Below are 22,923 nucleotides of genomic sequence, written 5' to 3'. Positions count from 1 at the left end.
GGAGACATCTTATGGAAACTTACATTTTATCCTTAGATCAAGGGACAACAAGTTCAAGAGCGATTCTGTTTAATAAAGAAGGCAAAATCGTTCACTCCGCTCAAAAGGAATTTACACAATACTTCCCGCATCCAGGGTGGGTTGAGCATAATGCAAATGAAATTTGGGGATCTGTCCTTGCTGTTATCGCATCAGTCATTTCTGAATCGGGAATCAGCGCTTCTCAAATTGCCGGAATCGGCATTACCAACCAAAGGGAAACAGCGGTTGTTTGGGATAAGGATACAGGAAAGCCTGTGTATAATGCGATCGTTTGGCAGTCACGACAGACGTCTGGAATCTGCGAGGAGCTTCGTGAAAAAGGATATAATGATACATTCAGAGAGAAAACAGGCCTTTTGATAGATCCATATTTTTCTGGCACGAAGGTGAAATGGATTTTAGACAATGTAGAAGGCGCAAGAGAAAAAGCGGAAAAAGGCGAGCTGCTGTTTGGAACGATTGACACATGGCTCATTTGGAAAATGTCAGGCGGAAAAGCGCACGTAACGGATTATTCCAACGCTTCAAGAACGCTGATGTTTAATATTTACGATTTGAAATGGGACGATGAGCTGCTTGAAATTTTAGGCATTCCGAAATCAATGCTCCCTGAAGTGAAACCGTCCTCTCATGTGTATGCGGAGACAGTTGATTATCACTTCTTCGGAAAAAATATTCCGATTGCTGGAGCGGCAGGCGACCAGCAGTCCGCGCTGTTCGGCCAGGCGTGCTTTGAAGCAGGCATGGGGAAAAACACATACGGCACAGGATGTTTCATGCTGATGAATACAGGGGAAAAAGCAATTAAGTCGGAACACGGGCTGCTGACTACAATCGCCTGGGGCATTGACGGTAAAGTTGAATATGCTTTAGAAGGAAGTATTTTTGTCGCAGGCTCAGCCATCCAATGGCTAAGAGACGGAATGAGAATGTTCCAGGACTCTTCGCTTAGTGAATCATACGCGGAGAAAGTTGATTCAACTGACGGCGTATATGTCGTTCCGGCCTTTGTCGGCTTGGGAACGCCTTACTGGGACAGCGATGTGCGCGGTTCAGTTTTCGGCCTGACTAGAGGCACAACAAAAGAACATTTTATCCGTGCCACGCTGGAGTCATTGGCTTATCAGACGAAAGATGTGCTTGATGCAATGGAAGCGGATTCTAACATTTCATTGAAAACGCTTCGTGTGGATGGCGGCGCTGTTAAAAATAACTTTTTGATGCAGTTTCAAGGGGATATTTTGGATGTGCCTGTGGAACGACCGGAAATCAATGAAACAACTGCGCTTGGCGCGGCATATTTGGCAGGTATCGCTGTGGGATTCTGGAAGGATCGTTCTGAAATTATTAACCAGTGGAATCTGGATAAGCGTTTTGAACCTAAATTGGAAGAAGAAAAACGAAATGAGCTGTATACAGGCTGGCAAAAAGCCGTTAAAGCAGCTATGGCTTTTAAATAAAATAAGAGTATGTTATAATGGTTACAAGTTAATAAGAACGGTCCTGAGATGAGGAGAGACCACAGCACCAAAGTGTGATCATGCACTTTGGCTGTTGTGGTCTCTTTTTCTATTTACCGTGACAACAAGGAGGAAACGTAATAATGAAAAATCAATTTTCAAGTCTTGAGCGGGATCGCATGCTGACAGACATGACGAAAAAAACATATGATCTATTTATTATCGGAGGAGGAATTACAGGAGCAGGTACAGCTCTTGACGCGGCATCAAGGGGCATGAAGGTCGCACTCAGCGAAATGCAGGATTTCGCGGCTGGAACATCAAGCAGATCAACAAAATTGGTTCATGGCGGATTGCGCTATTTAAAACAATTTGAAGTGAAAATGGTCGCTGAGGTAGGGAAAGAGCGGGCGATTGTCTATGAAAACGGCCCGCACGTTACCACACCGGAATGGATGCTGCTTCCGTTTCATAAAGGCGGCACATTCGGTTCATTCACAACCTCTATCGGTTTAAGAGTTTATGACTTCTTAGCCGGCGTAAAAAAATCAGAACGCAGAAGCATGCTTTCAGCAAAAGAAACGCTGCAAAAAGAGCCTTTGGTGAAAAAAGACGGTTTAAAAGGCGGCGGCTACTATGTTGAATACCGCACTGACGATGCGAGACTGACAATCGAAGTCATGAAGGAAGCGGTCAAATTCGGGGCAGAGCCTGTGAATTATTCCAAAGTAAAAGAACTCCTTTATGAAAAAGGCAAAGCAGTCGGTGTATTAATTGAAGATGTTTTGACGAAAAAAGAATATAAAGTATACGCGAAAAAAATCGTCAATGCGACAGGCCCTTGGGTAGACCAGCTCAGAGAAAAAGACCATTCTAAAAACGGAAAGCACCTTCAGCATACAAAAGGTATTCACCTTGTATTTGACCAATCTGTCTTTCCTTTGAAACAAGCGGTATATTTCGATACACCGGACGGCCGGATGGTGTTTGCTATTCCTCGCGAAGGCAAAACATATGTGGGCACAACCGATACCGTTTACAAAGAGGCCCTGGAGCATCCGCGCATGACAACTGAGGATCGCGATTACGTCATCAATTCAATCAATTACATGTTCCCGGAACTGAATATTAAAGCGGATGATATCGAATCAAGCTGGGCTGGCCTGCGTCCGCTCATTCATGAAGAAGGAAAGGACCCTTCCGAGATTTCACGCAAAGATGAAATTTGGACGTCAGATTCAGGCTTGATCACTATTGCCGGCGGTAAGCTGACCGGGTACAGAAAAATGGCGGAGCACATTGTCGATCTTGTTCGTGATCGATTAAAAGAGGAAGGCGAAAAGGATTTCGGCCCATGCAAAACGAAAAACATGCCGATTTCAGGCGGGCACGTCGGCGGTTCTAAAAACCTTGCATCCTTCGTGACGGCGAAAACGAAAGAAGGCATTGCGGCCGGCTTATCAGAAAAGGATGCGAAACAGCTGGCTATCAGATACGGCTCCAACGTAGAGCGAGTCTTTAATCGGGTCGAGGCACTGAAAGACGAGGCTGCGAAGCGAAATATCCCGGTTCATATCCTTGCCGAGGCAGAATACAGCATTGAAGAAGAATTGACTGCAACGCCTGCTGACTTCTTTGTCCGCAGAACGGGACGTTTATTTTTTGATATCAATTGGGTAAAAACATATAAAGATGCCGTTATTGATTTTATGAGCGAGCGATTCCAGTGGGATGAGCAGACGCAAAACAAACATACAGAAAACCTTAACAAGCTATTACACGATGCGGTTGTACCGGTCGAACAATAAAAATAACGGGCTGTCTGCAGCCCGTTTTTTCTTTTATGAGCCAGAAACCGTCAGATCTCAAGATATCAAGTGACAGAGACGCTCTCTTCATATTAAAATAATGGCATATGGCTGATACATAGGAGGACGAATTATGACTTGGAGAAAGAGCTATGAACGCTGGAAACATACAGAAAATTTAGATCCTGAATTAAAAAAGCTCCTCACTGAATTAGAGGGGAATGATCAGGCTCTTGAAGACTGCTTCTATAAAAACCTTGAATTCGGAACTGGGGGTATGCGCGGAGAAATTGGCGCCGGTACGAATCGGATGAATATTTACACGGTGCGCAAGGCATCAGCGGGATTCGCGGCATACATCTTGCAGCAGGGTGAGGAAGCGAAAAAACGGGGCGTTGTCATTGCGTATGATTCCCGCCATAAGTCACCGGAGTTTGCGATGGAAGCTGCAAAAACGCTTGCTACACAAGGCATCCAAACGTACGTATTTGATGAGCTTCGCCCGACGCCGGAGCTGTCATTCGCTGTCAGACAACTGAACGCTTACGGAGGAATTGTTGTGACGGCTAGCCATAACCCGCCTGAATATAATGGGTACAAAGTGTACGGTGATGACGGCGGCCAGCTGCCTCCGCGTGAAGCAGACATCGTCATTGAGCAGGTAAACGCCATCGAAAATGAACTGACAATCACGGTCGACGATGAAGAAGCGTTAAAAGAAAAAGGCTTAATAAAGATCATCGGTGAAGAGATTGATAAGGTCTATACTGAAAAACTGACATCTATTTCCGTTCACCGTGAGTTATCCGGAGAAGTGGATGTGAAAGTGGTTTTCACTCCGCTGCATGGAACCGCAAACAAACCGGTCAGACGCGGGCTCGAAGCCCTCGGCTATCAAAATGTCACGGTCGTGAAGGAACAGGAACGGCCAGATCCGGACTTTTCAACTGTAACATCTCCGAACCCGGAAGAGCATGCTGCATTTGAATACGCTATTAAGCTCGGCGAAGAGCAAAATGCAGATATTCTTATTGCAACAGATCCAGATGCGGACCGCCTTGGCATTGCGGTGAAAAATGATGAAGGCAAATATACAGTGCTGACAGGAAACCAAACCGGTGCGCTGCTGCTTCATTATTTGCTTTCTGAAAAGAAAAAACAAGGAATCCTGCCTGAGAATGGCGTCGTTCTCAAAACAATCGTAACAAGTGAAATCGGCCGCGATGTCGCATCTTCATTCGGACTCGATACGATTGATACACTGACGGGCTTTAAGTTTATCGGTGAAAAGATTAAAGAATACGAAGCCTCAGGCCAGTACACTTTCCAATTCGGATATGAAGAAAGCTATGGTTATTTAATCGGAGATTTCGCCCGCGACAAGGATGCCATTCAGGCCGCACTTTTGGCAGTTGAGGTTTGCGCGTTCTATAAGAAACAAGGAACGTCTTTATACGAAGCGTTAATGAATATCTTCAAAGAATATGGTTTTTACCGTGAAGGACTGAAATCACTGACGCTGAAAGGAAAACAGGGAGCGGAGCAGATTGAAGCGATTCTTGCTTCCTTCAGACAAAATCCTCCGCAAACAATGGCCGGTAAACAGGTTGTCTCAGCAGAGGATTACGCTGTAAGCAAACGGATGGTTTTGACGGAAAATAAAGAAGAAGCCATCGACCTGCCAAAATCAAACGTATTGAAATACTTCTTGGAAGACGGATCTTGGTTCTGCCTCCGTCCTTCTGGTACTGAGCCGAAGGTCAAATTTTATTTCGCCGTAAAAGGAACATCCCTCCAAGACAGTGAACAGCGTCTTGCCGCACTTTCTGACGATGTCATGAAGACAGTTGACGAAATTGTCGAAGCAACAGCAAAGTAATTCTATAAAAGCTGGATCACGCAATGTGATCCAGCTTTTTTCTATTTCTCATCCAAAAGTCTGAAAGAAAATCATCCTTCATGTGAAGTAACAATATTCAAAAAACTGGTATAATCTTAGATAATAACCATAGCCGGAGTGAGAGACGTGACCAAACCGAGGGTGGAAAAATTAAGAACGCTGAAAACCATTGCCGAGACTTTGAATCAAGGACACGATGTCAAAGCAACGCTGAATGAAGTTTTAAAAGAATTGCTGAGCTTAACGAATCTTCAGTCTGGATGGATCTTTCTCATTGAAGAGGACGGTTCCTATACATTAGCGGCAGACGCATACCTGCCGCCTGCTTTAAGCCGCAGGGAAAAAGTGCTGATGTGTGAAGGGGAGTGCTATTGCCTGACGAAATTCAATAACGGCGGACTTAGAAAAGCAGCCAATATTATGAACTGTAAACGCATAGAATCAGCTGAAGAGCTGCATTGTTTTGACACAGAAGGGATTACGCATCATGCAACCGTTCCCTTAGAAGATGGAGACAGACGGTTTGGTTTATTAAATGTGGCGGCGGCCGGAAAGACACTTTTTGATGAGGAGGAGCTTCATTTGCTGGAGGCGGTTGCTTTTCAGATCGGAACAGCGATACAGCGGATGAGGCTTGCTGAATACAAACAAAAAAACGCTCTTTTAATGGAGCGGAACCGTCTCGCTCAGGAGCTGCATGATTCAGTCAACCAGATGCTGTTTTCCGTCAGTTTAACAGCAAAAGCGGCAAAGACATTAACACAAGAAGAGACCCTGCAGCAGATGATTGATTTTATTCAAACGTTAACGCAGGACGCGCTGGCTGAAATGAAGTCCTTAATCTGGCAGCTTCGTCCCGGAGGACTGGAAAAAGGGCTGGCTGAAGCCATTAAAAGCTACGGCACTCTGATCGGATTGAATGTCGTCTTTACACAAAAAGGATGTCCGGACCTTCGTGATGAAGAGGAGCATATGCTGTGGCGTGTCGTGCAGGAAGCCCTCAATAATTGCAAAAAGCATGCCGGGACTGATACGGCGTATGTCAGAATTGCTGCTTCTTCGTCCTATGCAGAACTGGATATTATCGATCATGGGGCAGGATTTCGTTATGAAGCGCACGACGGCCTGCCTTCACTTGGCATCAAAGGAATGAAAGAGCGGGCAGAAAAAGCCGGCGCGGAATTTTTCATTGAGTCAGAGCTTGGAGCTGGCACGAAGCTGTCTGTCAGACTTCCACTTACCAATCAGAAAGGAAGGACAGTGAGATGAGAATTGTAATAGCGGATGATCACCATGTTGTCCGGAAGGGGCTTCGTTTTTTCTTTGCCACCAAGGACGACATTGAAGTTGTCGGAGAAGCGGCAACCGGAAGTGAGGCCCTCCGTGTCATCGAAGAAACAAAGCCAGATCTCGTGCTGATGGATCTGTCGATGCCGGATATGGATGGAATAGCGGCAACAAAAAAAGCAGTACAGCAATTTCCCGGAGTCCATATCATCGTGCTGACGAGCTACTCTGATCAGGAGCATGTAATCCCTGCGCTTCAGGCAGGAGCGAAGGCGTATCAGCTAAAGGATACGGAGCCGGAGGAATTGGTGAAAACACTGAGACAGGTTGATTCAGGCGAATATATGCTATCTTCAGCTATTATGCCCCATGTCCTGACACATATGAAAAAACAGAATGAACCGGAAAAAGAAAAATTTTATCAATTAACCCGGCGGGAAAGAGATGTGCTAAACGAAATTGCTTGCGGAAAAAGCAATAAAGAAATCGCAGCGGCGTTGTTTATTTCAGAAAAAACAGTAAAAACTCATGTGTCTAATCTTTTAGCAAAGCTTGAGCTGGCGGACCGCACACAAGCAGCGCTTTTTGCAGTGAAATACAACCTGAATGGAGAGACCACAACGTGAACATATTAGTGATTAGCGGCTCGCCGAGAATACATGGCAGGACAAGAATTGCGGCAACCTATATTTCATCTGTGTATCAAACGGATTTGATTGATTTGAGCGAATTTATATTGCCGTTATTTAACGGTGAAGCCGAACAGGCCGCGCTTATGCGGGTACAAGAGCTGAAACAGCGCGTCAGCAAAGCGGATGCGATTGTATTACTATCTCCTGAATATCACAGCGGCATGAGCGGCGCTTTAAAAAATGCACTGGATTTTTTAAGCAGCGAACAATTTAAATATAAGCCAGTAGCTCTTTTGGCAGCAGCAGGCGGCGGAAAAGGCGGAATCAATGCGCTGAACAATATGAGAACCGTGATGCGGGGTTTATATGCCAATGCTATTCCGAGGCAGCTTGTGCTTGATCCGGTAACGATTGATGTGGAAAACGCAACAGTAACGGAACACATGGCGGCCAGCATAAAAGAGCTGATGGAAGAATTGCACATGTTCGCAAATGCAGGAACCCCCGGCGTCTAAACACCGGGGGTTTTTTTATGTGAGAAGCGCTAATTGATCCTCATATGTCAGCTCAGTGGCATGGTCAATATAGCGGAGAAGAGAATACAGCACCTTTTCTAATACAGCATAATCCTGTTCAAAATGGTATGCATGCAAAAAATGCTCAATTCGTTTTGATAACAAATCATCCTCTGTCCGCACCATTAAAATTAATAAATTATCCCATTGGGAACGATGGGTGTAATACAATGCTTTGTCGTAATCAGCATAATCCATATCAATCGCTTCTCCTTTCCTGTGTGAGAAGTTCAGGATTAGTTTATGCCGCATCAGCTGTTATTGACGGGGCAAAACTTGGCGTCTGCGTCAGAACTGGGGTAGCAATATGAGGGAGACATAAAATGAAAATGTCTGAATGAAGCAAGCGGTTTTGGAAAACCTAAGATGAAAATAATCTGGGTACAGGAGACTGAAAACATGAAATCTCTGCCGTATGCCATTGCGCTTCTGTTTTGCGGTTTCATCATCTTATCGATGGCTGCAAAAGGGCATTCAGAAAACATGAACGAGTCTGTTCAAAAGTGGGAACAGCTCGCTTGGAGTAAAATTCAAGATGAATATAAAGGGGCTTCTTTTTCCGATTACGCCTATATGGGGCGGACCGAGGTGAATGACCAGCAGACAAAGGATGTCTTTCGGGTGACCGTCAAACAGAATGATGAAACATTTTCCGTGCGTGCGGAGGTTTATTTTCACCCTGTGACAAAACATATGATCAGCATCAATGTGTTTCGTCTTTAATAACAAAACTGTACAGCCGACAAAGGCCATACAGTTTTGTTTTTAGAAATAACGCTTTGCTCCGAGGTAGCGCTGTTTCCAGTATGAGTTGTTCATATTTGAAATGACAACCCCTGAGTCGTTGGCATTAATGAATTCCCCGTTTCCGAGGTAAATCCCGACATGAGAAGGGCCGGCTTTGTATGTCGAAAAGAAGACAAAGTCTCCGACTGCAGGCTGGCTGACAGATTTCATGGTGTTCCAGTAGCCGGCCGCCGTTAATCTGGACACGGATGTCACTTTGTTTAGCGCATAGTAAATGAATCCGCTGCAGTCAAATCCGGCCGGTGTCGTTCCTCCCCAGCGATATGGAACGCCAAGCTGCTCCTTAGCGGCCGCGATCATTTTGTTAATCTTCGCGCTTGTTGAGATCGTGCTGCCTGAAGATCCGGAACTTGAATTTGAAGATGAAGCTTTGCCTGTAATCGTGAGCTTCTGGCCGATTTGTAAGACATCGTTTTTCAAGTTGTTTTTCTCCCGAATCTGCTGGGCTGTCACATTGAACTTTTGCGCGATCACCCATAAGGAATCACCGCTCTTCACCGTATATGTAGTCGTCGTTGTTCCGGAGCTTGAATTTGACGAAGACGGTGTTGTTGATGTGCCGGAAGATGATTTGCCGGTCAGCTTCAGCACTTGTCCGACGTACAGAACGTCTGATTTCAGATTGTTGCTGTTTCGGATTTGCTGTACAGTCAGGTTATATTTGTTTGCGATCTTCCAAAGTGAGTCTCCGCTTTTTACGGTGTACTTCGTTGTTGCTGACGTTGATTGATTCGATTTGGATGAATTGTCTTTAGATGACGAATTAGAACCCGCTGATTTTGTTTTTAACACTTGATTCACATAAATGGTATCTGATTTTAAATTGTTCAATACCTTCAATTCAGCGATGGACATATTGACTTTGTTCGCGATTTTCCAAAGCGAATCACCTAGCTGCACTTTGTAAGTGCCAGTCGAAGCTGAAGAGCTTGAGCTCGATTTAGATGATTTAGAGCTGCTTGAAGTGCCGGAACTGGAATTTGAAGAAACCTTTCCGGATAATTTTAATTTTTGCCCTGCACGAATCATGTCGCTGCTCAATCCGTTTAACTTTTTCAGTTCCTGTACCGACATCTTAAACTCATTGGCAATCAGCCATAGTGAATCGCCGCTTTTCACTGTGTAAACAGAATTTCCGCTCTTCTTTGCTGTTGAGCCTGAAGAAGAAGATGAAGTGCCGGAATTGCTGCCTGGGATGGTAAGCGTCTGGCCGATTGACAGGACGGTAGTCGAAAGATGATTGGCGGATGTGATGGCCGCTACACTTGTGTTGTAGGTTTGCGCCAGCTTCCATAAGGAATCTCCGCTTTTGACTTTAATCGTTGCTGCTTCAGCGGGTGTAATCGCTAGTGTTGTGCTGACAATTGCGGATGCTGTCAGCCCTGCTGCTAATTTCTTTTTCATCTGAGCTCTCCTTTTTCCCCCAATGATTTTGAATATGCTGTTTCTTTTTTATATCGGCAGATTCAACTCATCGTTTTGCCTTTTTTAAAAATCAGTCATATTATCTTAACAGAAAGCAGGAAAAAGGGCATAAAAAAAGAAGGAATCATCAACTATTCCTTCATTTTCAAAAGCTGCATAATTTCCTCTTTGTTTTTGACAAGGTCTCGCAGCGTATATTTGTTTAAAACGGCAAGATAGGCCATAAGCGCTTCATTAAGCACGTGTTTTAAGCCGCACACTGGAGAAATAATGCAGAGATTTCTATTCGCATCAAAACATTCAACAATATTAAAATCGTCTTCTGTTTTTCTGACGACCTCTCCGATATTAATGTCTTCAGGATCCATGCCTAAACGTATGCCGCCGCCACGTCCGCGTATCGTTTCTACATATCCGAGCTGACCGAGCCTGTATATGACTTTCATGAGATGATTTTTTGAAATAGAATACGTTTCGGCGATCTGTTTTATATTTGAAAGTTCTCCGGGACGTTCTGCAGCAAGAAAAATCAAAACTCGTAATGAATAATCTGTATAATTTGTTAACTTCATATTAAGACCTCGGAATAAGACATTTTCTATATCTTATCATAATCTATTATAAAATGAAAAAAAAGGAATTTCCCTAAAAAAGCGTGCACCCTGCTGGGCACACGCATTTTTTTAATTCATGTCATTGGAAGGATTTTGTTTTGAACGGTTTTTCGTATCAACCTCGGTGTTTTGAATTTTGCGTTCGAATTTAGAAAGATAACGTGAAGCAAAATCCTTTCCGCCAAGACCGAATGATAAACCGAATGCAAGTGCGAATCCGCCAAGCACGATGATAAATGCGGAATTGACAATTGTGTCAGCGACTCCGAGCTGATCTAGTGCCATAAAGAAAGCCAGTGCGATGATTGTATACTTGGCAATCGCAGCTAAAGATTTGAACTCCTGACCTTTGATCATGCTGGCCAGTACCTTGCGCACCAATTCTCCGGCGTAAAGGCCGATTCCGAGGATAAATACTGCGACAAGGACATTCGGCAGATACGCGATGATGCCTCCTGCGATCTCAACGAGTAAATGCAGCTGAACAATTTGCAGCGCCTCGGCTGTAAACAGCAGGATCACAATGATTTGCGCAATCATACCGACAACTTGGGAGAGTGACAGCTTTGCGGATGCGCCAGGTTCTACGCCCATTTTTCCTAATAAAGAATCAAAGCCTGCACGGCGGAGCAGTCCGGACACCATTGTGTTTACCCATTTTCCGGCCCATATACCGGCTAAAATCAGTACGATGGCGATAATGATATTCGGAAGCATGTGTAAGATGGTATTGAGCATAGAGACGGCTGGCTGAGAAATGCCGGCGACATCAAGACGATCAAGCGCTGAAATGACAACCGGAATTAAAATCAGCACATAAGCAATGGTTCCGATGACAGCTGAAAGGCTTGTATCCTTTAAGTAAATGGATAATCCCATACGAGCAGCGAATCTTTCTGTACCGATGCTTGCTAGGAAATTCGTGATGATGTCACGGACCAGGCGGGCGATGAGCCAGCCGATTAAAACGATCAGCGCGGCAGCGAATAATTTCGGCAGAAAAGCGAGTACGCTTTCCATCATATTGGTAAACGGGCCTGAAATTCCGCTGATATTCAGTGAAGATAAGACGCCCGGCAAGAAAATGAGCAGCACGAGATAAAAGACAATTTGTGAAGCGGCGTTAACTGCCTGGTGAATATCTTTCTCTTCAGATACCAAGTTCCATTTGCGCAGTTTTTCGCTCATGTTCAGCTTCATCCCGATTTTTTTGACAAGAAAGCTTAACACAGAAGCTGCCGCCCAGCCTAACAGCAGAATCAATCCGGCCTTCAGCACGCTCGGAACAGCTGCTGCAATAGCAGAAAGCATGCTGACAAAAGGCGAAGCCACTGTTGTCAGGTGCAAAATGTTAAAGAATAAAATAAAGACGATAATCAAAGCGATAAAATAAACGACCTTGCTTACGATTTTTTCTGATGAATAGCGTGACGGCTTTTTCTCAGCAAAGATCTTGTCGTCGATTTTTGTTTTTCTGAGCCCTTTGTACACCGCTTTTTCAATGATTTTGGCGATAGCCCATCCGATTAATAAGACAAGCAAAGCAATGATGAGGTTTGGCAATTTACTGAGATAAGAAGAAAACATGTCTGCTGCATTCAATTGGTATCGCTCCTTTTTTTCGTAATATGGTCTGTTTTTACCCACTTACACATTTGGCAAACAGGCCAATGTGCAGGGCAAGTTTTTTTCAGGCGGAAATGTGACTTATCATCTTTTATCAGGCGGGCTCATACATTATAGATAAGTCCAAGTAGGGGGGATTCGGTTGAACGCGGAGGAGAAAAAGGGATTACAGCGGGCAATTGAGGAAATTACCGAAGTTGCAAAAGGATTCGGCCTTGATTTCTATCCGATGAGATATGAAATTTGCCCGGCTGAAATTATTTATACATTCGGCGCGTACGGGATGCCGACAAGATTCAGCCACTGGAGCTTCGGGAAACAGTTTCATAAAATGAAACTGCATTATGACCTTGGATTAAGCAAAATTTATGAGCTTGTCATTAACTCAGACCCATGCTACGCCTTTTTGCTGGACAGCAATTCACTGATTCAAAATAAATTGATTGTCGCCCATGTTCTCGCCCACTGTGACTTTTTCAAAAACAACTGCCGCTTCCAAAATACGAAGCGTGACATGGTGGAAAGCATGGCGGCAACGGCGGAGCGGATTAAGTATTATGAACGGATTCACGGAATAAAGGAAGTGGAGGCCTTTTTAGACGCGATCCTTTCAATCCAGGAGCATATCGATCCGTCTTTGGTGCGTCCGAAGCTCCAGTGGAGTGTGGATGATGAGGAAGAAGAATTTGAGGAAATGGCTACGCCGTACGATGATCTATGGAATTTAGATGGAAAGAAACCGAGAAAACAACTGAAAAAATCAAAAAAACCTTTCCCGCCGCGGCCCGAGAAAGATATTCTGCTTTTTATTGAAGAGCATTCAAGGGAACTTGAGCCGTGGCAGCGTGATATTTTGACGATGATGAGAGAAGAAATGCTTTATTTCTGGCCTCAGCTGGAAACAAAAATTATGAATGAAGGATGGGCCTCATACTGGCATCAAAGAATTATCCGGGAGCTTGATTTAACCTCTGATGAAGCGATAGAGTTCGCCAAGCTGAATGCCGGGGTTGTCCAGCCGTCAAAAACGGGAATCAATCCTTATTATTTGGGACTGAAGATTTTTGAAGATATTGAGGAACGGTATAACAATCCGACTGAGGAAATGAAGAAAATGGGCGTCAAGCCGAACTCAGGCCGGGAGAAAATGTTTGAGGTCAGAGAGATTGAATCAGATATCTCATTCATCCGCAATTATTTAACAAAAGATTTAGTGATGCGCGAGGATCTTTACCTGTTCCAAAAGCAGGGCAGAGACTATAAAATCGTCGATAAAGAGTGGGAGGCTGTCCGCAATCAGCTTGTGAGCATGCGGGTAAACGGAGGATTTCCGTATTTGACAGTAAACGAAGGCGATTATCTGAAAAATAACGAGCTCTTAATTAAGCATTGGTATGAGGGCATAGAACTGGATTTGAAATACTTGGAGAAAGTGCTTCCTTATTTATACCAGCTGTGGGGAAGAAGCGTGCATATCGAATCTGTGCTGGAGGATAAGCAAGTGATGTTTTCGTATGACGGAAAAGGGGTTCACCGCAGGTATTTATAAGAAAAAAGGATGCAGTGTCCTGCATCCTTTTTATTTTCCTGTTTTCAAAATGTTAAATATGATTTTTGCCTGGTCGGTATTGTTGATCAGTCCGCTGAATTTCTCTTTTCCGGGGCCGTACGCGTATACCGGTACTTCTTCACCGGTATGATCGGTACTGGTCCAGCCGCTGTTAGAGCGGGTGTTGAAAATCTTGATGATGGCTTTGTAGGCGCCTTTGCTTTTGTCAGCCTGTGAAGCGGCTTCAATACTTTTCATTTCTTCACGTGTGAAATCCAGATCTGTATAGCGGGCGAGCACATCTTTGACCGGTTTGCCTTCGCTGATTTTTTTGGCCATAAACTCAGGTGTTTTTTTCGCGGCCAAAATCGGCTCCGCATGCCAATTTTTTTCGCCGTTTGCACCGATGGTAAATCCGCCTGTCGTATGATCAGCAGCTGCAATCACAAGCGTGTGTTTATCTTTTTTCGCAAATTCAATAGCGGCTTTATAGGCCTGTTCAAAATCCTTAACCTCGCTCATGGCTCCGATAGTATCATTGTCGTGAGCGGCCCAGTCAATTTGGCTGCCTTCGACCATCAAGAAAAATCCTTTTTTATTTTGATTCAGCCGGTCAATTGCTGAAACAGTCATATCTTTCAGGGATGGGGTTTTGCTGTCGCGGTCGAGCGCTTTATCAAGCCCTCCGTCTGCAAAAAGCCCGAGCACCTGCTGATCTTTATTTTTCTTCAGCGCTTGTTTTGTTGTCACATAGCTGTAGCCCGCTTGTTTAAATTCTTTCGTTAAATTTCTGTCCTTGCGGGTAAAGTAGGATTTTCCGCCGCCAAGCAAAACGTCAATTTTTTGTTTGCCTTTTATTTTATCATCCATATAGCTGTTGGCGATTTGGTTCATATTTTTCCGCGATTCATTGTGAGCGCCGTATGCTGCGGGTGTGGCGTGGTTAATTTCAGAAGTTGCGACAAGCCCTGTTGACTTGCCTTGCTGTTTGGCTTCTTCGAGTATTGATTTTACTTTTTTTCCGTTTTTATCGACGCCAATTGCATTGTTATATGTCTTAACGCCTGTCGCTAATGCGGTTCCGGCGGCTGCTGAATCTGTAATATTATAGTCAGGGTCATCCGGGTGCGTCATCATCATGCCTGTCAGGTTCCGGTCAAATTCAGTTAACTTCGGGTTGTTCGGTGTTTCACCGTTATTTTTCATGGAACGGTAGGCGTTTATGTATGATGCTCCCATGCCGTCCCCAACCATCACAATGACATTTCTGATCTCATCTTTGTTTTGTTTTTTGGCGCTTGCTTTTTCGGTCTGCTGCAGCTCTGCACCGGCGAATATACCGGCTGTAAGCACGGAAACAGCTGCGACTGGCAGCAATTTTGATTTCATTTTTTGAAACAGACTCATTTTTTTGCAGGCCTCCTTTAATTTATTCTGCTTATTACGATAGGGAATGTTTGTTAAGTGCGGCTGTTGATCCTGTAAACATTAGGTAAAGGATTGTGATGAATATAAATTGTCTGTGTCCGTTATCTTGCCTTTCTTTCATCAAAGCATTCATTTTTCCGGAAAAATCTTTACCTCATGGTTTATGCGTGATATGGTTGTTTAAATAAAAAAACTGCGGATGCCCGCAGTTTTTATCGAAACCTATAAGTTCCACATTCTTACGCTATGTCATAAATCCCCAAAACCTTCTTCAATTATTTCCTAAATGTTGATAAACCGCCCAAAAAACATGACAAAAGCACTCGTTTTTTGTCACCTTTGAAATGAAAATGAAATATTTAATACCCTTAAAAACTTTTTTTGAAAACGAATAATTAAGAAATTTGTCACGTGAAGTCAAGACTATTTCTGTTGGGAATCCATCCTTATAATAGAAAACAAGATGATTAATTAAAAAAAGAGATAATAATAGATATACATATTTAGGGAGGAAAACATGAAAAAGCAAATCATTACAGCTACAACAGCAGTAGTTTTAGGATCGACCTTATTTGCAGGAGCGGCATCTGCACAAAGCGTCAAGGTGAAAAAAGGCGACACGTTATGGGATCTTTCAAAAAAATACGGCACCACAATAAGTAAAATTAAATCAGAAAACAAGCTTCATTCTGATATTATTTACGCAGGACAAACTTTATCCATTAACGGTAAATCGGCAGCATCAGGTTCAAAAAGCAGTTCATCTTCTTCTACATACAAAGTAGTGAGCGGCGACAGTCTTTGGAAGATTTCGAAAAAATACGGCATGACGATCAATGAACTGAAAAAACTGAACGGCTTAAAATCAGATCTTCTGCGTATCGGACAAGTTCTGAAAGTGAAGGGCTCAAGCAGTTCAAGCAGCTCCGGTTCATCAAGCGTGTCTACGTCTGCAACTTCTACATACAAAGTAGTAAGCGGCGACAGTCTATCTAAAATTGCGAAAAAATACGGCACAACGGTTAGCAAAATAAAGAGTCTCAACGGCTTAAAATCAGATTTAATCTATGTCGGACAAGTATTGAAGGTGAAAGGAACAAGTTCAAAACCTGTCACTTCATCTAAGCCTTCATCTAGTTCAAGCAGCAAAGTATCATCTACATCACTTAACGTAAGCAAACTGGTTTCTGATGCAAAAGCGCTAACTGGAACGCCGTACAAATGGGGCGGAACAACAACTTCCGGTTTTGACTGCAGCGGATTCATTTGGTACGTATTAAACAAACAAACAAGTGTGGCAAGAACGAGCACTGCGGGGTACTGGAGTTCCATGAAGAGCATTGCCAGCCCGTCTGTCGGTGATTTCGTATTCTTTACAACTTATAAATCCGGCCCTTCTCACATGGGGATTTACATTGGAAACAACAGTTTCGTTCATGCAGGATCTGACGGCGTACAAATCAGCAGCCTGAACAACAGCTACTGGAAGCCTCGCTACCTCGGCGCGAAAAGATTCTAATTTTGCGAAGTAACCCGTTCATAGAACGGGTTTTTTTCATTAGACGGAGCATCTTCGTTTTGGTTACATTTAAAAATGAAAATGTGATAAAAAGTCCAAAAACTTTTTTTCCTTCTTATTTTCATAAAGGGCGATCGCATAAGCACCGGCATAGGGCAGCTGCACAGAATGGTAAGGGATTCTGATCATCTGTTTTTCCTCTAATTCGCGCTTTACTGTAGATAAGGGGAGGAATGAAACGCCAAGTCCTTCTTTTATAAACCGTTTCGTTATATGGGTTTGTGTGACTTTCATTGTTCTCACAAATGGAAAAGTCACTCTGACTTGACGGAGTAAGTCGTCCCAGTAGTCAGGATGATTGTGGGTCAAAAGCAGGTATTGCTCAAGCACCTCTTTGGCATCAATTTCTTCGTCTGATGTGAAACGCTGATCAGGAGGCGCAACGAGGACGACAGGGTCCTTATATAAACAGTGGCATGTTAAAGAAGAAGACTGGACTTTTAAACAGCTCAGTCCGATATCCGCCTCGCCGGCTTTAATCAGAGACGAGATTTCTGCCGATTCAAAAATTTTCACTGCAATTTCTGTTTCGATATTCATTGAAGTGTATCGTTTCATAACAGATGGAAGCACGGTATCGGCAATAAGCGGCGAAACCGCGAGCTGTAAGGTTTGAGAGTAGCCTTGTCTCACTCTGTGGAGCTCTGCCATGCTGTTTTCATAGTCATCAAGCAGCCTCAGAGCGAATGGCAAATAAGCCCTGCCTTCATCGGTTAACTGAATCTGCCTGCCTTTTCGCTCGAACAGCTTGCAGCTGATTTCTTTTTCTAATTGCTTGATATGAACGGTTACAGTGGGCTGAGATAAAAAAAGCGTTTCTGCTGTTTTTCTGAAGTTTTCATATTTCGCTGCGGTCACAAAGGTGTGAAGCCATTTGAAATCCATTTCCATTCTCCCTCTGATTAAGATTTTTAATTAATTCCCTTTAAAATATTCAATATTTTTTAAATATTATATTTACTATAATAACAGAAAAGGATAGGGGGAATACAAATGGTACATTACGGATTAAAGGGAATTACATGTGTGGACACATCAATCAGTCATATTGACGGCGAAAAAGGCCGGCTTATCTACAGAGGACATCATGCAAAAGACATCGCGCTGCATCACAGCTTTGAAGAAGCCGCTTACTTGATTTTATTTGGAAAACTGCCGGCATCAGATGAATTACAGACATTTGAAAAAAAGCTGATTGCGGAGCGAAACCTGCCTGACCGCATCGGGCGTTTGATTCAGTCGCTGCCAAACAACATGGACGACATGTCGGTACTGAGAACGGTTGTTTCAGCATTAGGGGAAAATACGTACACGTTTTATCCAAAAATAGAAGAAGCGATTCGGCTGATTGCCATCACGCCGTCCATTATCGCTTACAGAAAACGCTGGGTGCGCGGCGAGCAAGCCATTGAGCCATCTTCCCAGTACGGACATGTCGAAAACTATTATTATATGCTCACAGGTGAACAGCCTTCAGAAGCAAAAAAGAAAGCGCTTGAAACATATATGATTCTGGCCATGGAACACGGCATGAACGCATCAACTTTCTCGGCACGGGTCACTTTGTCTACAGAGAGTGATTTGGTATCGGCCATTACCGCGGCGCTTGGCACGATGAAAGGCCCGCTTCATGGAGGGGCTCCATCTGCTGTGACGAAAATGCTTGAAGACATTGGAGAAAAAGCGAATGCTGCAGCGTATTTGACAGCAAAGCTTGAAAAAGGAGAACGCCTGATGGGATTTGGGCACCGTGTGTATAAGACGAAAGATCCGCGGGCAGAAGCTTTGAGACAGAAAGCTGAGGAGGTTGCAGGAGATGACCGTGATTTGGATCTGGCGCTGCATGTAGAGGCAGAGGCGATTCGTTTGCTGGACATCTACAAACCGGGCCGCAAGCTGTACACAAACGTTGAATTTTATGCAGCTGCTGTCATGAAAGCGATTGATTTTGATGATGAATTGTTTACACCGACGTTTTCAGCAAGCCGAATGGTAGGCTGGTGCGCACACGTGCTGGAACAAGCAGAAAACAACATGATTTTCCGCCCGTCAGCTAAATATACAGGGGCTATTCCTGAAGAAGTACTTTTATAAACATATGTTGCGGTTTATTCGCTGCTGTGATGTGGTAAACGATCAGTATTATCATGTCTAGGAGTGATCAATATGAACCCAATGGACAGACAAACAGAAGGACAAGAACCGCAGCGGCAGGACCGGCAGCCGGGTATTGAGTCCGAAATGAATCCTCTTCCTTTATCAGAGGACCGTGATTATAAAGGAAGCGGAAAACTGAAAGGAAAAGTCGCGATCATTACAGGAGGCGACAGCGGAATCGGTAGAGCGGCAGCAATCGCGTACGCAAAAGAAGGGGCGGACGTCTCCATTCTTTATCTGGACGAACATTCTGACGCGGAGGAAACGCGAAAACAGATTGAACAGGAAAACGTCCGCTGCCTGCTGATTCCGGGTGACGTCGGAGATGAGAAGCATTGTGAACAGGCTGTACAGCAAACCGTAGACCATTTTGGGAAGCTGGATATTTTGGTTAACAACGCAGCTGAACAGCACCCGCAGGACAGTATTCTTGATATTTCAACAGAACAGCTTGAAAAAACCTTCCGCACGAACATTTTTTCAATGTTTCATATGACAAAGAAAGCTTTGCCTCACTTGAAAGAAGGGGGCGCAATCATTAATACGACCTCGATTACCGCTTATGAAGGGGATACCGCATTAATTGATTATTCCAGTACAAAGGGTGCAATTGTCTCCTTTACACGATCAATGAGCAAATCTCTTGCTGATAAAGGCATCAGAGTGAATGCGGTGGCGCCCGGTCCGATTTGGACACCGCTGATTCCGGCGACATTCCCGGAAGAAAAAGTGAAACAGCATGGACTTGATACACCGATGGGCAGACCGGGACAGCCGGTTGAGCATGCGGGTGTATACGTCTTGCTCGCATCTGATGAATCTTCCTATATGACGGGACAGACGATTCATGTAAATGGCGGCCGTTTTATTTCAACATAATGCACAAAAAACCAGCAAATCTGCTGGTTTTTTTGTGCATGAAAATATGGTACTGCATAAGTTGGTCGAATTTTTTAAAAATTTAGTTTTCATTTTCAGATTTTTATATATAATATTGAGTAGGAGAAAGGAATGATTCATCACCAGTACAAATATAGTAGAAAAAAAGAAAAACGGCCATTACCGCTCATGAATTCAGAAAATTCAAATAAAATATAAAGAAAACATCAGCTAGGAGTTGAAGGGGAATGAAAGGAAGCGTATTTAGGAAGAAAAGCATACAAGATTTAATCGCTGCAACAAATGGGGAAAAATCCTTAAAAAGAGAATTAGGGGCATTTGACTTAACACTGCTTGGGATTGGTGCCATTATTGGTACTGGGATTTTTGTACTGACGGGGACAGGCGCGGTAACTGCCGGACCCGGACTGACCATTTCATTTGTTGTCGCAGCGCTGGCTTGTTTATTCGCTGCATTGTCTTATGCTGAATTTGCCTCAAGTGTGCCTGTCTCAGGTTCCGTGTACACATTTACTTATGCTACAATGGGAGAACTTTTGGCCTTCATTATCGGGTGGGATTTAATTTTAGAGTATATGCTGGCGGTAAGTGCCGTTTCAGTCGGGTGGTCCGGGTATTTTCAATCATTTTTGTCCGGGCTTGGCATTCATCTCCCGGTTGCCTTAACGGCTGCTCCGGGGGCTGTAAAAGGAACATTTACCATTTTTAATCTACCTGCGTTTGTCATTGTTCTTGCGATAACGTATTTGCTTTATTTAGGCATCAGAGAATCTAAAAGAGTCAACAACATTATGGTGATTTTAAAAGTGCTGGTCGTTCTCTTATTTATTGCGGTGGCAGCTGTTTACGTGAAGCCGGATAACTGGCAGCCGTTTATGCCAATGGGCTTTGGCGGCGTATTCAGCGCAGCGGCGCTCGTTTTCTTTGCTTTTATCGGATTTGACGCTGTATCCTCTGCTGCGGAAGAGACGAAAAACCCTGGGAAGGATCTGCCGAAAGGAATTATTTTCTCGTTATTGGCTTGTACGATTTTATATGTTACTGTATCGGCTATCATGACAGGGGTTGTTCCGTTTGCCCAGTTTGCAGGCGTCGATCATCCGGTTTCTCTCGTTCTTCAAAGCGCGGGACAAAACTGGGTGGCAGGCATTATCGATATCGGCGCGGTTTTGGGAATGACAACGGTTATGCTTGTGATGCTTTATGGACAGACACGCGTTATGTTTGCTATGTCTCGTGACGGCCTGGTTCCGGGCTCGCTTTCTAAGGTTCATCCGAAGCATAAAACACCTTATGTTGCGACTTGGTTTTTCGGCATTATGTCGGCGCTTCTCGGTTCACTTGTTCCGCTTGATGAGCTTGCCAAGCTGGTAAACATCGGAACGCTGTCAGCGTTTGTGCTGATTTCTGTGGCGGTTATCGTATTGAGAAAGAAACAGCCTGATCTCCCGAGAGCTTTTAAATGCCCGGGGGTTCCGGTTATCCCGGGCTTAGCAATTCTTTTCTGCCTGTTCTTAATTTTTAATCTTGGATGGGTAACGATTGTCCGCTTCCTTGTGTGGCTGTTAATTGGCATGGCGATCTATTTCTTATATTCAAGAAAGCATTCAAAATTAAATCAATAACTCTCAAAGAAGAGAGCGGCTGACACTGGCCGCTCTCTTTTCTATTCTCATCAAATGAATATATAGAAATAAGCATGAAAATAAGAGATAATATAGGCTGGAAAGGAAGTGACATCATTGTCTGAGCAAAAACCAGTCCAATGGGCTTCAAAAATCGGTTTCGTCATGGCTGCCGCTGGATCAGCCATCGGCTTAGGCGCGATTTGGAAGTTCCCTTATGTAGCGGGGACGAATGGAGGAGGCGCCTTTTTCCTTATTTTTGTGCTATTTACCATTCTCTTGGGCTATCCGCTTTTAGTGGGAGAATTTATCTTTGGAAGACGGAACCAAACGAATGCCATTGATGCATATAAAAAAGAAGCGCCGCGAACAGCTTGGTTTCTCACAGGATGGGTCGGCGTAGCGGCTTGTTTCTTAGTTTTATCGTTTTACAGTGTTATCGGAGGATGGATTTTACTATATATAGTGAAAACAGCATCAGGTTCACTGTCCGGACTCACCCAGGAACAGTACGGTGCACTTTTTGGTTCTGTTATTCAAAATCCCGTGCAGACGCTCGCGGCTCAGCTTATCTTTATGGTGCTGACTGTGCTGGTTGTCGCAAGAGGGGTTCAAAAAGGGATTGAACGGGTAAGCGCGGTGATGATGCCGATTTTGTTTATTTTGTTTGTCCTGCTTGTTCTTCGGTCGCTCACGCTGGATCATGCGATTGAAGGCGTGAAATTTTTGCTTGTGCCTCATTTCGGCGATTTGACGCCGGAGTCTGTTTTATTTGCGCTGGGACAGGCTTTCTTTACGTTAACACTGGGGGTTTCGGTCATGGTGACTTACAGCTCCTATCTGCCGAAAACGCAAAATATCCCGCGGTCTGCAGCCTCCATTGTCGTCATGAATATCATTGTGACACTTTTGGCAGGCCTGGCTATTTTTCCTGCGGTTTTCTCCTTCGGATTGGAGCCGAATGAAGGTCCGACTTTGCTGTTTACAGTGCTTCCGGCCGTTTTTGAACAGCTTCCGTTCGGCATCCTGTTTTTCATCGGCTTTCTTGTCGCATTTTTATTTGCCGCACTGACCTCTGCCTTTTCAATGGTGGAAATGATTGTAGCCATTATCGGCAAAGGCGATGAAACAAAGAGAAAAAAACTGTCATGGACAAGCGGGTTTTTAATCTTCTTAGTCGGTATCCCATCTTGCTTATCTTATGGCATGCTGAGCGATGTGCGCATATTTGATAAGACGTTTTTTGACGTTGTCGATTTTACTGTCAGCAATGTTCTGCTGCCATTAGGCGCCCTGTTAATTTCTATTTTTATTCCGCTGAAAATATCGAAACAGGAGCTGTGGGCAGAAATGAGACAAGGATCGCATCCCGGAAAAGCATTCTTTTATATATGGTTTTATTTGCTCCGTTTCGTTGTGCCGCTGGCTATTATTATTGTGTTCTTAAATTTAATCGGGGTTATATCCTTTTAGAAAAACAGGCTCCGCTGGGGGCCTGTTTTTTTGTTT

The 22,923-nt window shown here is 44.0% G+C and carries 19 protein-coding genes; 13 read left to right on the top strand and 6 right to left on the bottom strand.

The window, feature by feature from the left end:
- The first annotated feature begins 11 nt into the window (after nucleotides 1–11).
- The 6 genes from glpK (at nucleotide 12) to MTN95_RS13090 (ending at nucleotide 7,644) form a co-directional block, all read left to right on the top strand.
- Nucleotides 12–1,502, top strand: a complete 1,491-nt coding sequence (gene glpK / locus MTN95_RS13115) for a glycerol kinase GlpK (protein WP_105990479.1) — start codon at nucleotides 12–14, stop codon at nucleotides 1,500–1,502.
- Between the two features lie 140 nt (nucleotides 1,503–1,642).
- The gene (glpD, locus tag MTN95_RS13110; RefSeq protein WP_101860906.1) at nucleotides 1,643–3,310 is read left to right on the top strand and encodes a glycerol-3-phosphate dehydrogenase; all 1,668 of its coding nucleotides are present in this window, start codon (nucleotides 1,643–1,645) and stop codon (nucleotides 3,308–3,310) included.
- A 133-nt stretch (nucleotides 3,311–3,443) separates the two neighbouring features.
- Entirely contained in the window at nucleotides 3,444–5,189 is a 1,746-nt protein-coding gene (locus MTN95_RS13105; RefSeq protein ID WP_105955271.1) for a phospho-sugar mutase, read from the top strand.
- A gap of 147 nt (nucleotides 5,190–5,336) precedes the next feature.
- Nucleotides 5,337–6,479: a GAF domain-containing sensor histidine kinase gene (locus MTN95_RS13100; protein WP_105955272.1), complete on the top strand. Its 1,143-nt coding sequence runs from the start codon at nucleotides 5,337–5,339 to the stop codon at nucleotides 6,477–6,479.
- Nucleotides 6,476–7,123, top strand: coding sequence for a response regulator (locus MTN95_RS13095; RefSeq protein WP_248338473.1), 648 nt, complete (start codon nucleotides 6,476–6,478; stop codon nucleotides 7,121–7,123). Before MTN95_RS13100 ends, MTN95_RS13095 begins: the two co-directional genes overlap by 4 nt.
- Complete coding sequence (locus MTN95_RS13090; protein ID WP_248338471.1) at nucleotides 7,120–7,644, top strand: NADPH-dependent FMN reductase; 525 nt, start codon at nucleotides 7,120–7,122, stop codon at nucleotides 7,642–7,644. Before MTN95_RS13095 ends, MTN95_RS13090 begins: the two co-directional genes overlap by 4 nt.
- A gap of 15 nt (nucleotides 7,645–7,659) precedes the next feature.
- On the opposite strand, the gene MTN95_RS13085 is transcribed toward MTN95_RS13090, so the two are convergent.
- Nucleotides 7,660–7,902 (bottom strand): YhdB family protein, encoded by a 243-nt coding sequence (locus MTN95_RS13085; protein WP_024120719.1) that lies wholly within the window; start codon nucleotides 7,900–7,902, stop codon nucleotides 7,660–7,662.
- A 201-nt stretch (nucleotides 7,903–8,103) separates the two neighbouring features.
- Here MTN95_RS13085 and MTN95_RS13080 point away from each other — a divergent pair, with 201 nt between their 5' ends.
- Nucleotides 8,104–8,427 carry a YqzG/YhdC family protein gene (locus MTN95_RS13080; RefSeq protein WP_024120720.1) on the top strand — a complete coding sequence of 108 codons (324 nt, stop codon included), beginning with the start codon at nucleotides 8,104–8,106 and terminating at the stop codon, nucleotides 8,425–8,427.
- Nucleotides 8,428–8,469: 42 nt separating this feature from the next.
- Here MTN95_RS13080 and lytF read toward each other — a convergent pair whose 3' ends face one another.
- The 3 genes from lytF to MTN95_RS13065 all read right to left on the bottom strand — a co-directional run bounded on the left by lytF (nucleotide 8,470) and on the right by MTN95_RS13065 (nucleotide 12,152).
- A complete protein-coding gene (lytF, locus tag MTN95_RS13075; protein WP_248338469.1) occupies nucleotides 8,470–9,915 on the bottom strand; it encodes a peptidoglycan endopeptidase LytF in 1,446 nt (481 codons plus the stop codon).
- A gap of 152 nt (nucleotides 9,916–10,067) precedes the next feature.
- Nucleotides 10,068–10,508, bottom strand: a complete 441-nt coding sequence (gene nsrR / locus MTN95_RS13070) for a nitric oxide-sensing transcriptional repressor NsrR (RefSeq protein WP_010333538.1) — start codon at nucleotides 10,506–10,508, stop codon at nucleotides 10,068–10,070.
- A gap of 111 nt (nucleotides 10,509–10,619) precedes the next feature.
- Nucleotides 10,620–12,152 (bottom strand): mechanosensitive ion channel, encoded by a 1,533-nt coding sequence (locus MTN95_RS13065; protein WP_483861567.1) that lies wholly within the window; start codon nucleotides 12,150–12,152, stop codon nucleotides 10,620–10,622.
- Between the two features lie 166 nt (nucleotides 12,153–12,318).
- Between MTN95_RS13065 and spoVR the strand changes: the two genes are divergently transcribed.
- On the top strand, nucleotides 12,319–13,725 hold the full coding sequence (gene spoVR, locus MTN95_RS13060; RefSeq protein ID WP_248338467.1) for a SpoVR family protein: 1,407 nt from the start codon (nucleotides 12,319–12,321) through the stop codon (nucleotides 13,723–13,725).
- Nucleotides 13,726–13,755: 30 nt separating this feature from the next.
- On the opposite strand, the gene MTN95_RS13055 is transcribed toward spoVR, so the two are convergent.
- On the bottom strand, nucleotides 13,756–15,132 hold the full coding sequence (locus MTN95_RS13055; RefSeq protein WP_248338465.1) for an alkaline phosphatase PhoA: 1,377 nt from the start codon (nucleotides 15,130–15,132) through the stop codon (nucleotides 13,756–13,758).
- Nucleotides 15,133–15,670: 538 nt separating this feature from the next.
- Here MTN95_RS13055 and lytE point away from each other — a divergent pair.
- Entirely contained in the window at nucleotides 15,671–16,672 is a 1,002-nt protein-coding gene (gene lytE, locus MTN95_RS13050; protein ID WP_024120725.1) for a peptidoglycan endopeptidase LytE, read from the top strand.
- Between the two features lie 69 nt (nucleotides 16,673–16,741).
- Here lytE and citR read toward each other — a convergent pair whose 3' ends face one another.
- Nucleotides 16,742–17,617, bottom strand: a complete 876-nt coding sequence (gene citR / locus MTN95_RS13045; protein ID WP_105955278.1) for a transcriptional regulator CitR — start codon at nucleotides 17,615–17,617, stop codon at nucleotides 16,742–16,744.
- Between the two features lie 108 nt (nucleotides 17,618–17,725).
- Here citR and citA point away from each other — a divergent pair, with 108 nt between their 5' ends.
- The 4 genes from citA to MTN95_RS13025 all read left to right on the top strand — a co-directional run bounded on the left by citA (nucleotide 17,726) and on the right by MTN95_RS13025 (nucleotide 22,887).
- Nucleotides 17,726–18,826 (top strand): citrate synthase CitA, encoded by a 1,101-nt coding sequence (citA, locus tag MTN95_RS13040; protein ID WP_024120727.1) that lies wholly within the window; start codon nucleotides 17,726–17,728, stop codon nucleotides 18,824–18,826.
- 72 nt (nucleotides 18,827–18,898) lie between these two features.
- Nucleotides 18,899–19,768, top strand: a complete 870-nt coding sequence (locus MTN95_RS13035) for an SDR family oxidoreductase (RefSeq protein WP_105955280.1) — start codon at nucleotides 18,899–18,901, stop codon at nucleotides 19,766–19,768.
- A gap of 248 nt (nucleotides 19,769–20,016) precedes the next feature.
- Nucleotides 20,017–21,414, top strand: coding sequence for a branched-chain amino acid transporter BcaP (gene bcaP / locus MTN95_RS13030; protein ID WP_101860899.1), 1,398 nt, complete (start codon nucleotides 20,017–20,019; stop codon nucleotides 21,412–21,414).
- A 117-nt stretch (nucleotides 21,415–21,531) separates the two neighbouring features.
- Nucleotides 21,532–22,887: a sodium-dependent transporter gene (locus MTN95_RS13025; protein WP_248338463.1), complete on the top strand. Its 1,356-nt coding sequence runs from the start codon at nucleotides 21,532–21,534 to the stop codon at nucleotides 22,885–22,887.
- Nucleotides 22,888–22,923: the final 36 nt, after the last annotated feature.

The organism is Bacillus sp. 2CMS4F, from assembly GCF_023161785.1.
GTDB classification, from domain to species: domain Bacteria; phylum Bacillota; class Bacilli; order Bacillales; family Bacillaceae; genus Bacillus; species Bacillus halotolerans.
Note: the sequence above shows the minus strand (reverse complement) of the source record. Positions and strands in the feature narration are given on the sequence as shown.

Bases quoted from the DNA above. Each gene is read 5' to 3' on its own strand.
- glpK (WP_105990479.1), top strand. From the start codon at position 12: ATGGAAACTTACATTTTATCCTTAGATCAAGGGACAACAAGTTCAAGA.
- MTN95_RS13105 (WP_105955271.1), top strand. From the start codon at position 3,444: ATGACTTGGAGAAAGAGCTATGAACGCTGGAAACATACAGAAAATTTA.
- MTN95_RS13095 (WP_248338473.1), top strand. From the start codon at position 6,476: ATGAGAATTGTAATAGCGGATGATCACCATGTTGTCCGGAAGGGGCTT.
- MTN95_RS13085 (WP_024120719.1), bottom strand. From the start codon at position 7,902: ATGGATTATGCTGATTACGACAAAGCATTGTATTACACCCATCGTTCC.
- MTN95_RS13080 (WP_024120720.1), top strand. From the start codon at position 8,104: ATGAAATCTCTGCCGTATGCCATTGCGCTTCTGTTTTGCGGTTTCATC.
- lytF (WP_248338469.1), bottom strand. From the start codon at position 9,915: ATGAAAAAGAAATTAGCAGCAGGGCTGACAGCATCCGCAATTGTCAGC.
- nsrR (WP_010333538.1), bottom strand. From the start codon at position 10,508: ATGAAGTTAACAAATTATACAGATTATTCATTACGAGTTTTGATTTTT.
- MTN95_RS13055 (WP_248338465.1), bottom strand. From the start codon at position 15,132: ATGAGTCTGTTTCAAAAAATGAAATCAAAATTGCTGCCAGTCGCAGCT.
- lytE (WP_024120725.1), top strand. From the start codon at position 15,671: ATGAAAAAGCAAATCATTACAGCTACAACAGCAGTAGTTTTAGGATCG.
- citR (WP_105955278.1), bottom strand. From the start codon at position 17,617: ATGGATTTCAAATGGCTTCACACCTTTGTGACCGCAGCGAAATATGAA.
- citA (WP_024120727.1), top strand. From the start codon at position 17,726: ATGGTACATTACGGATTAAAGGGAATTACATGTGTGGACACATCAATC.
- MTN95_RS13035 (WP_105955280.1), top strand. From the start codon at position 18,899: ATGAACCCAATGGACAGACAAACAGAAGGACAAGAACCGCAGCGGCAG.
- bcaP (WP_101860899.1), top strand. From the start codon at position 20,017: ATGAAAGGAAGCGTATTTAGGAAGAAAAGCATACAAGATTTAATCGCT.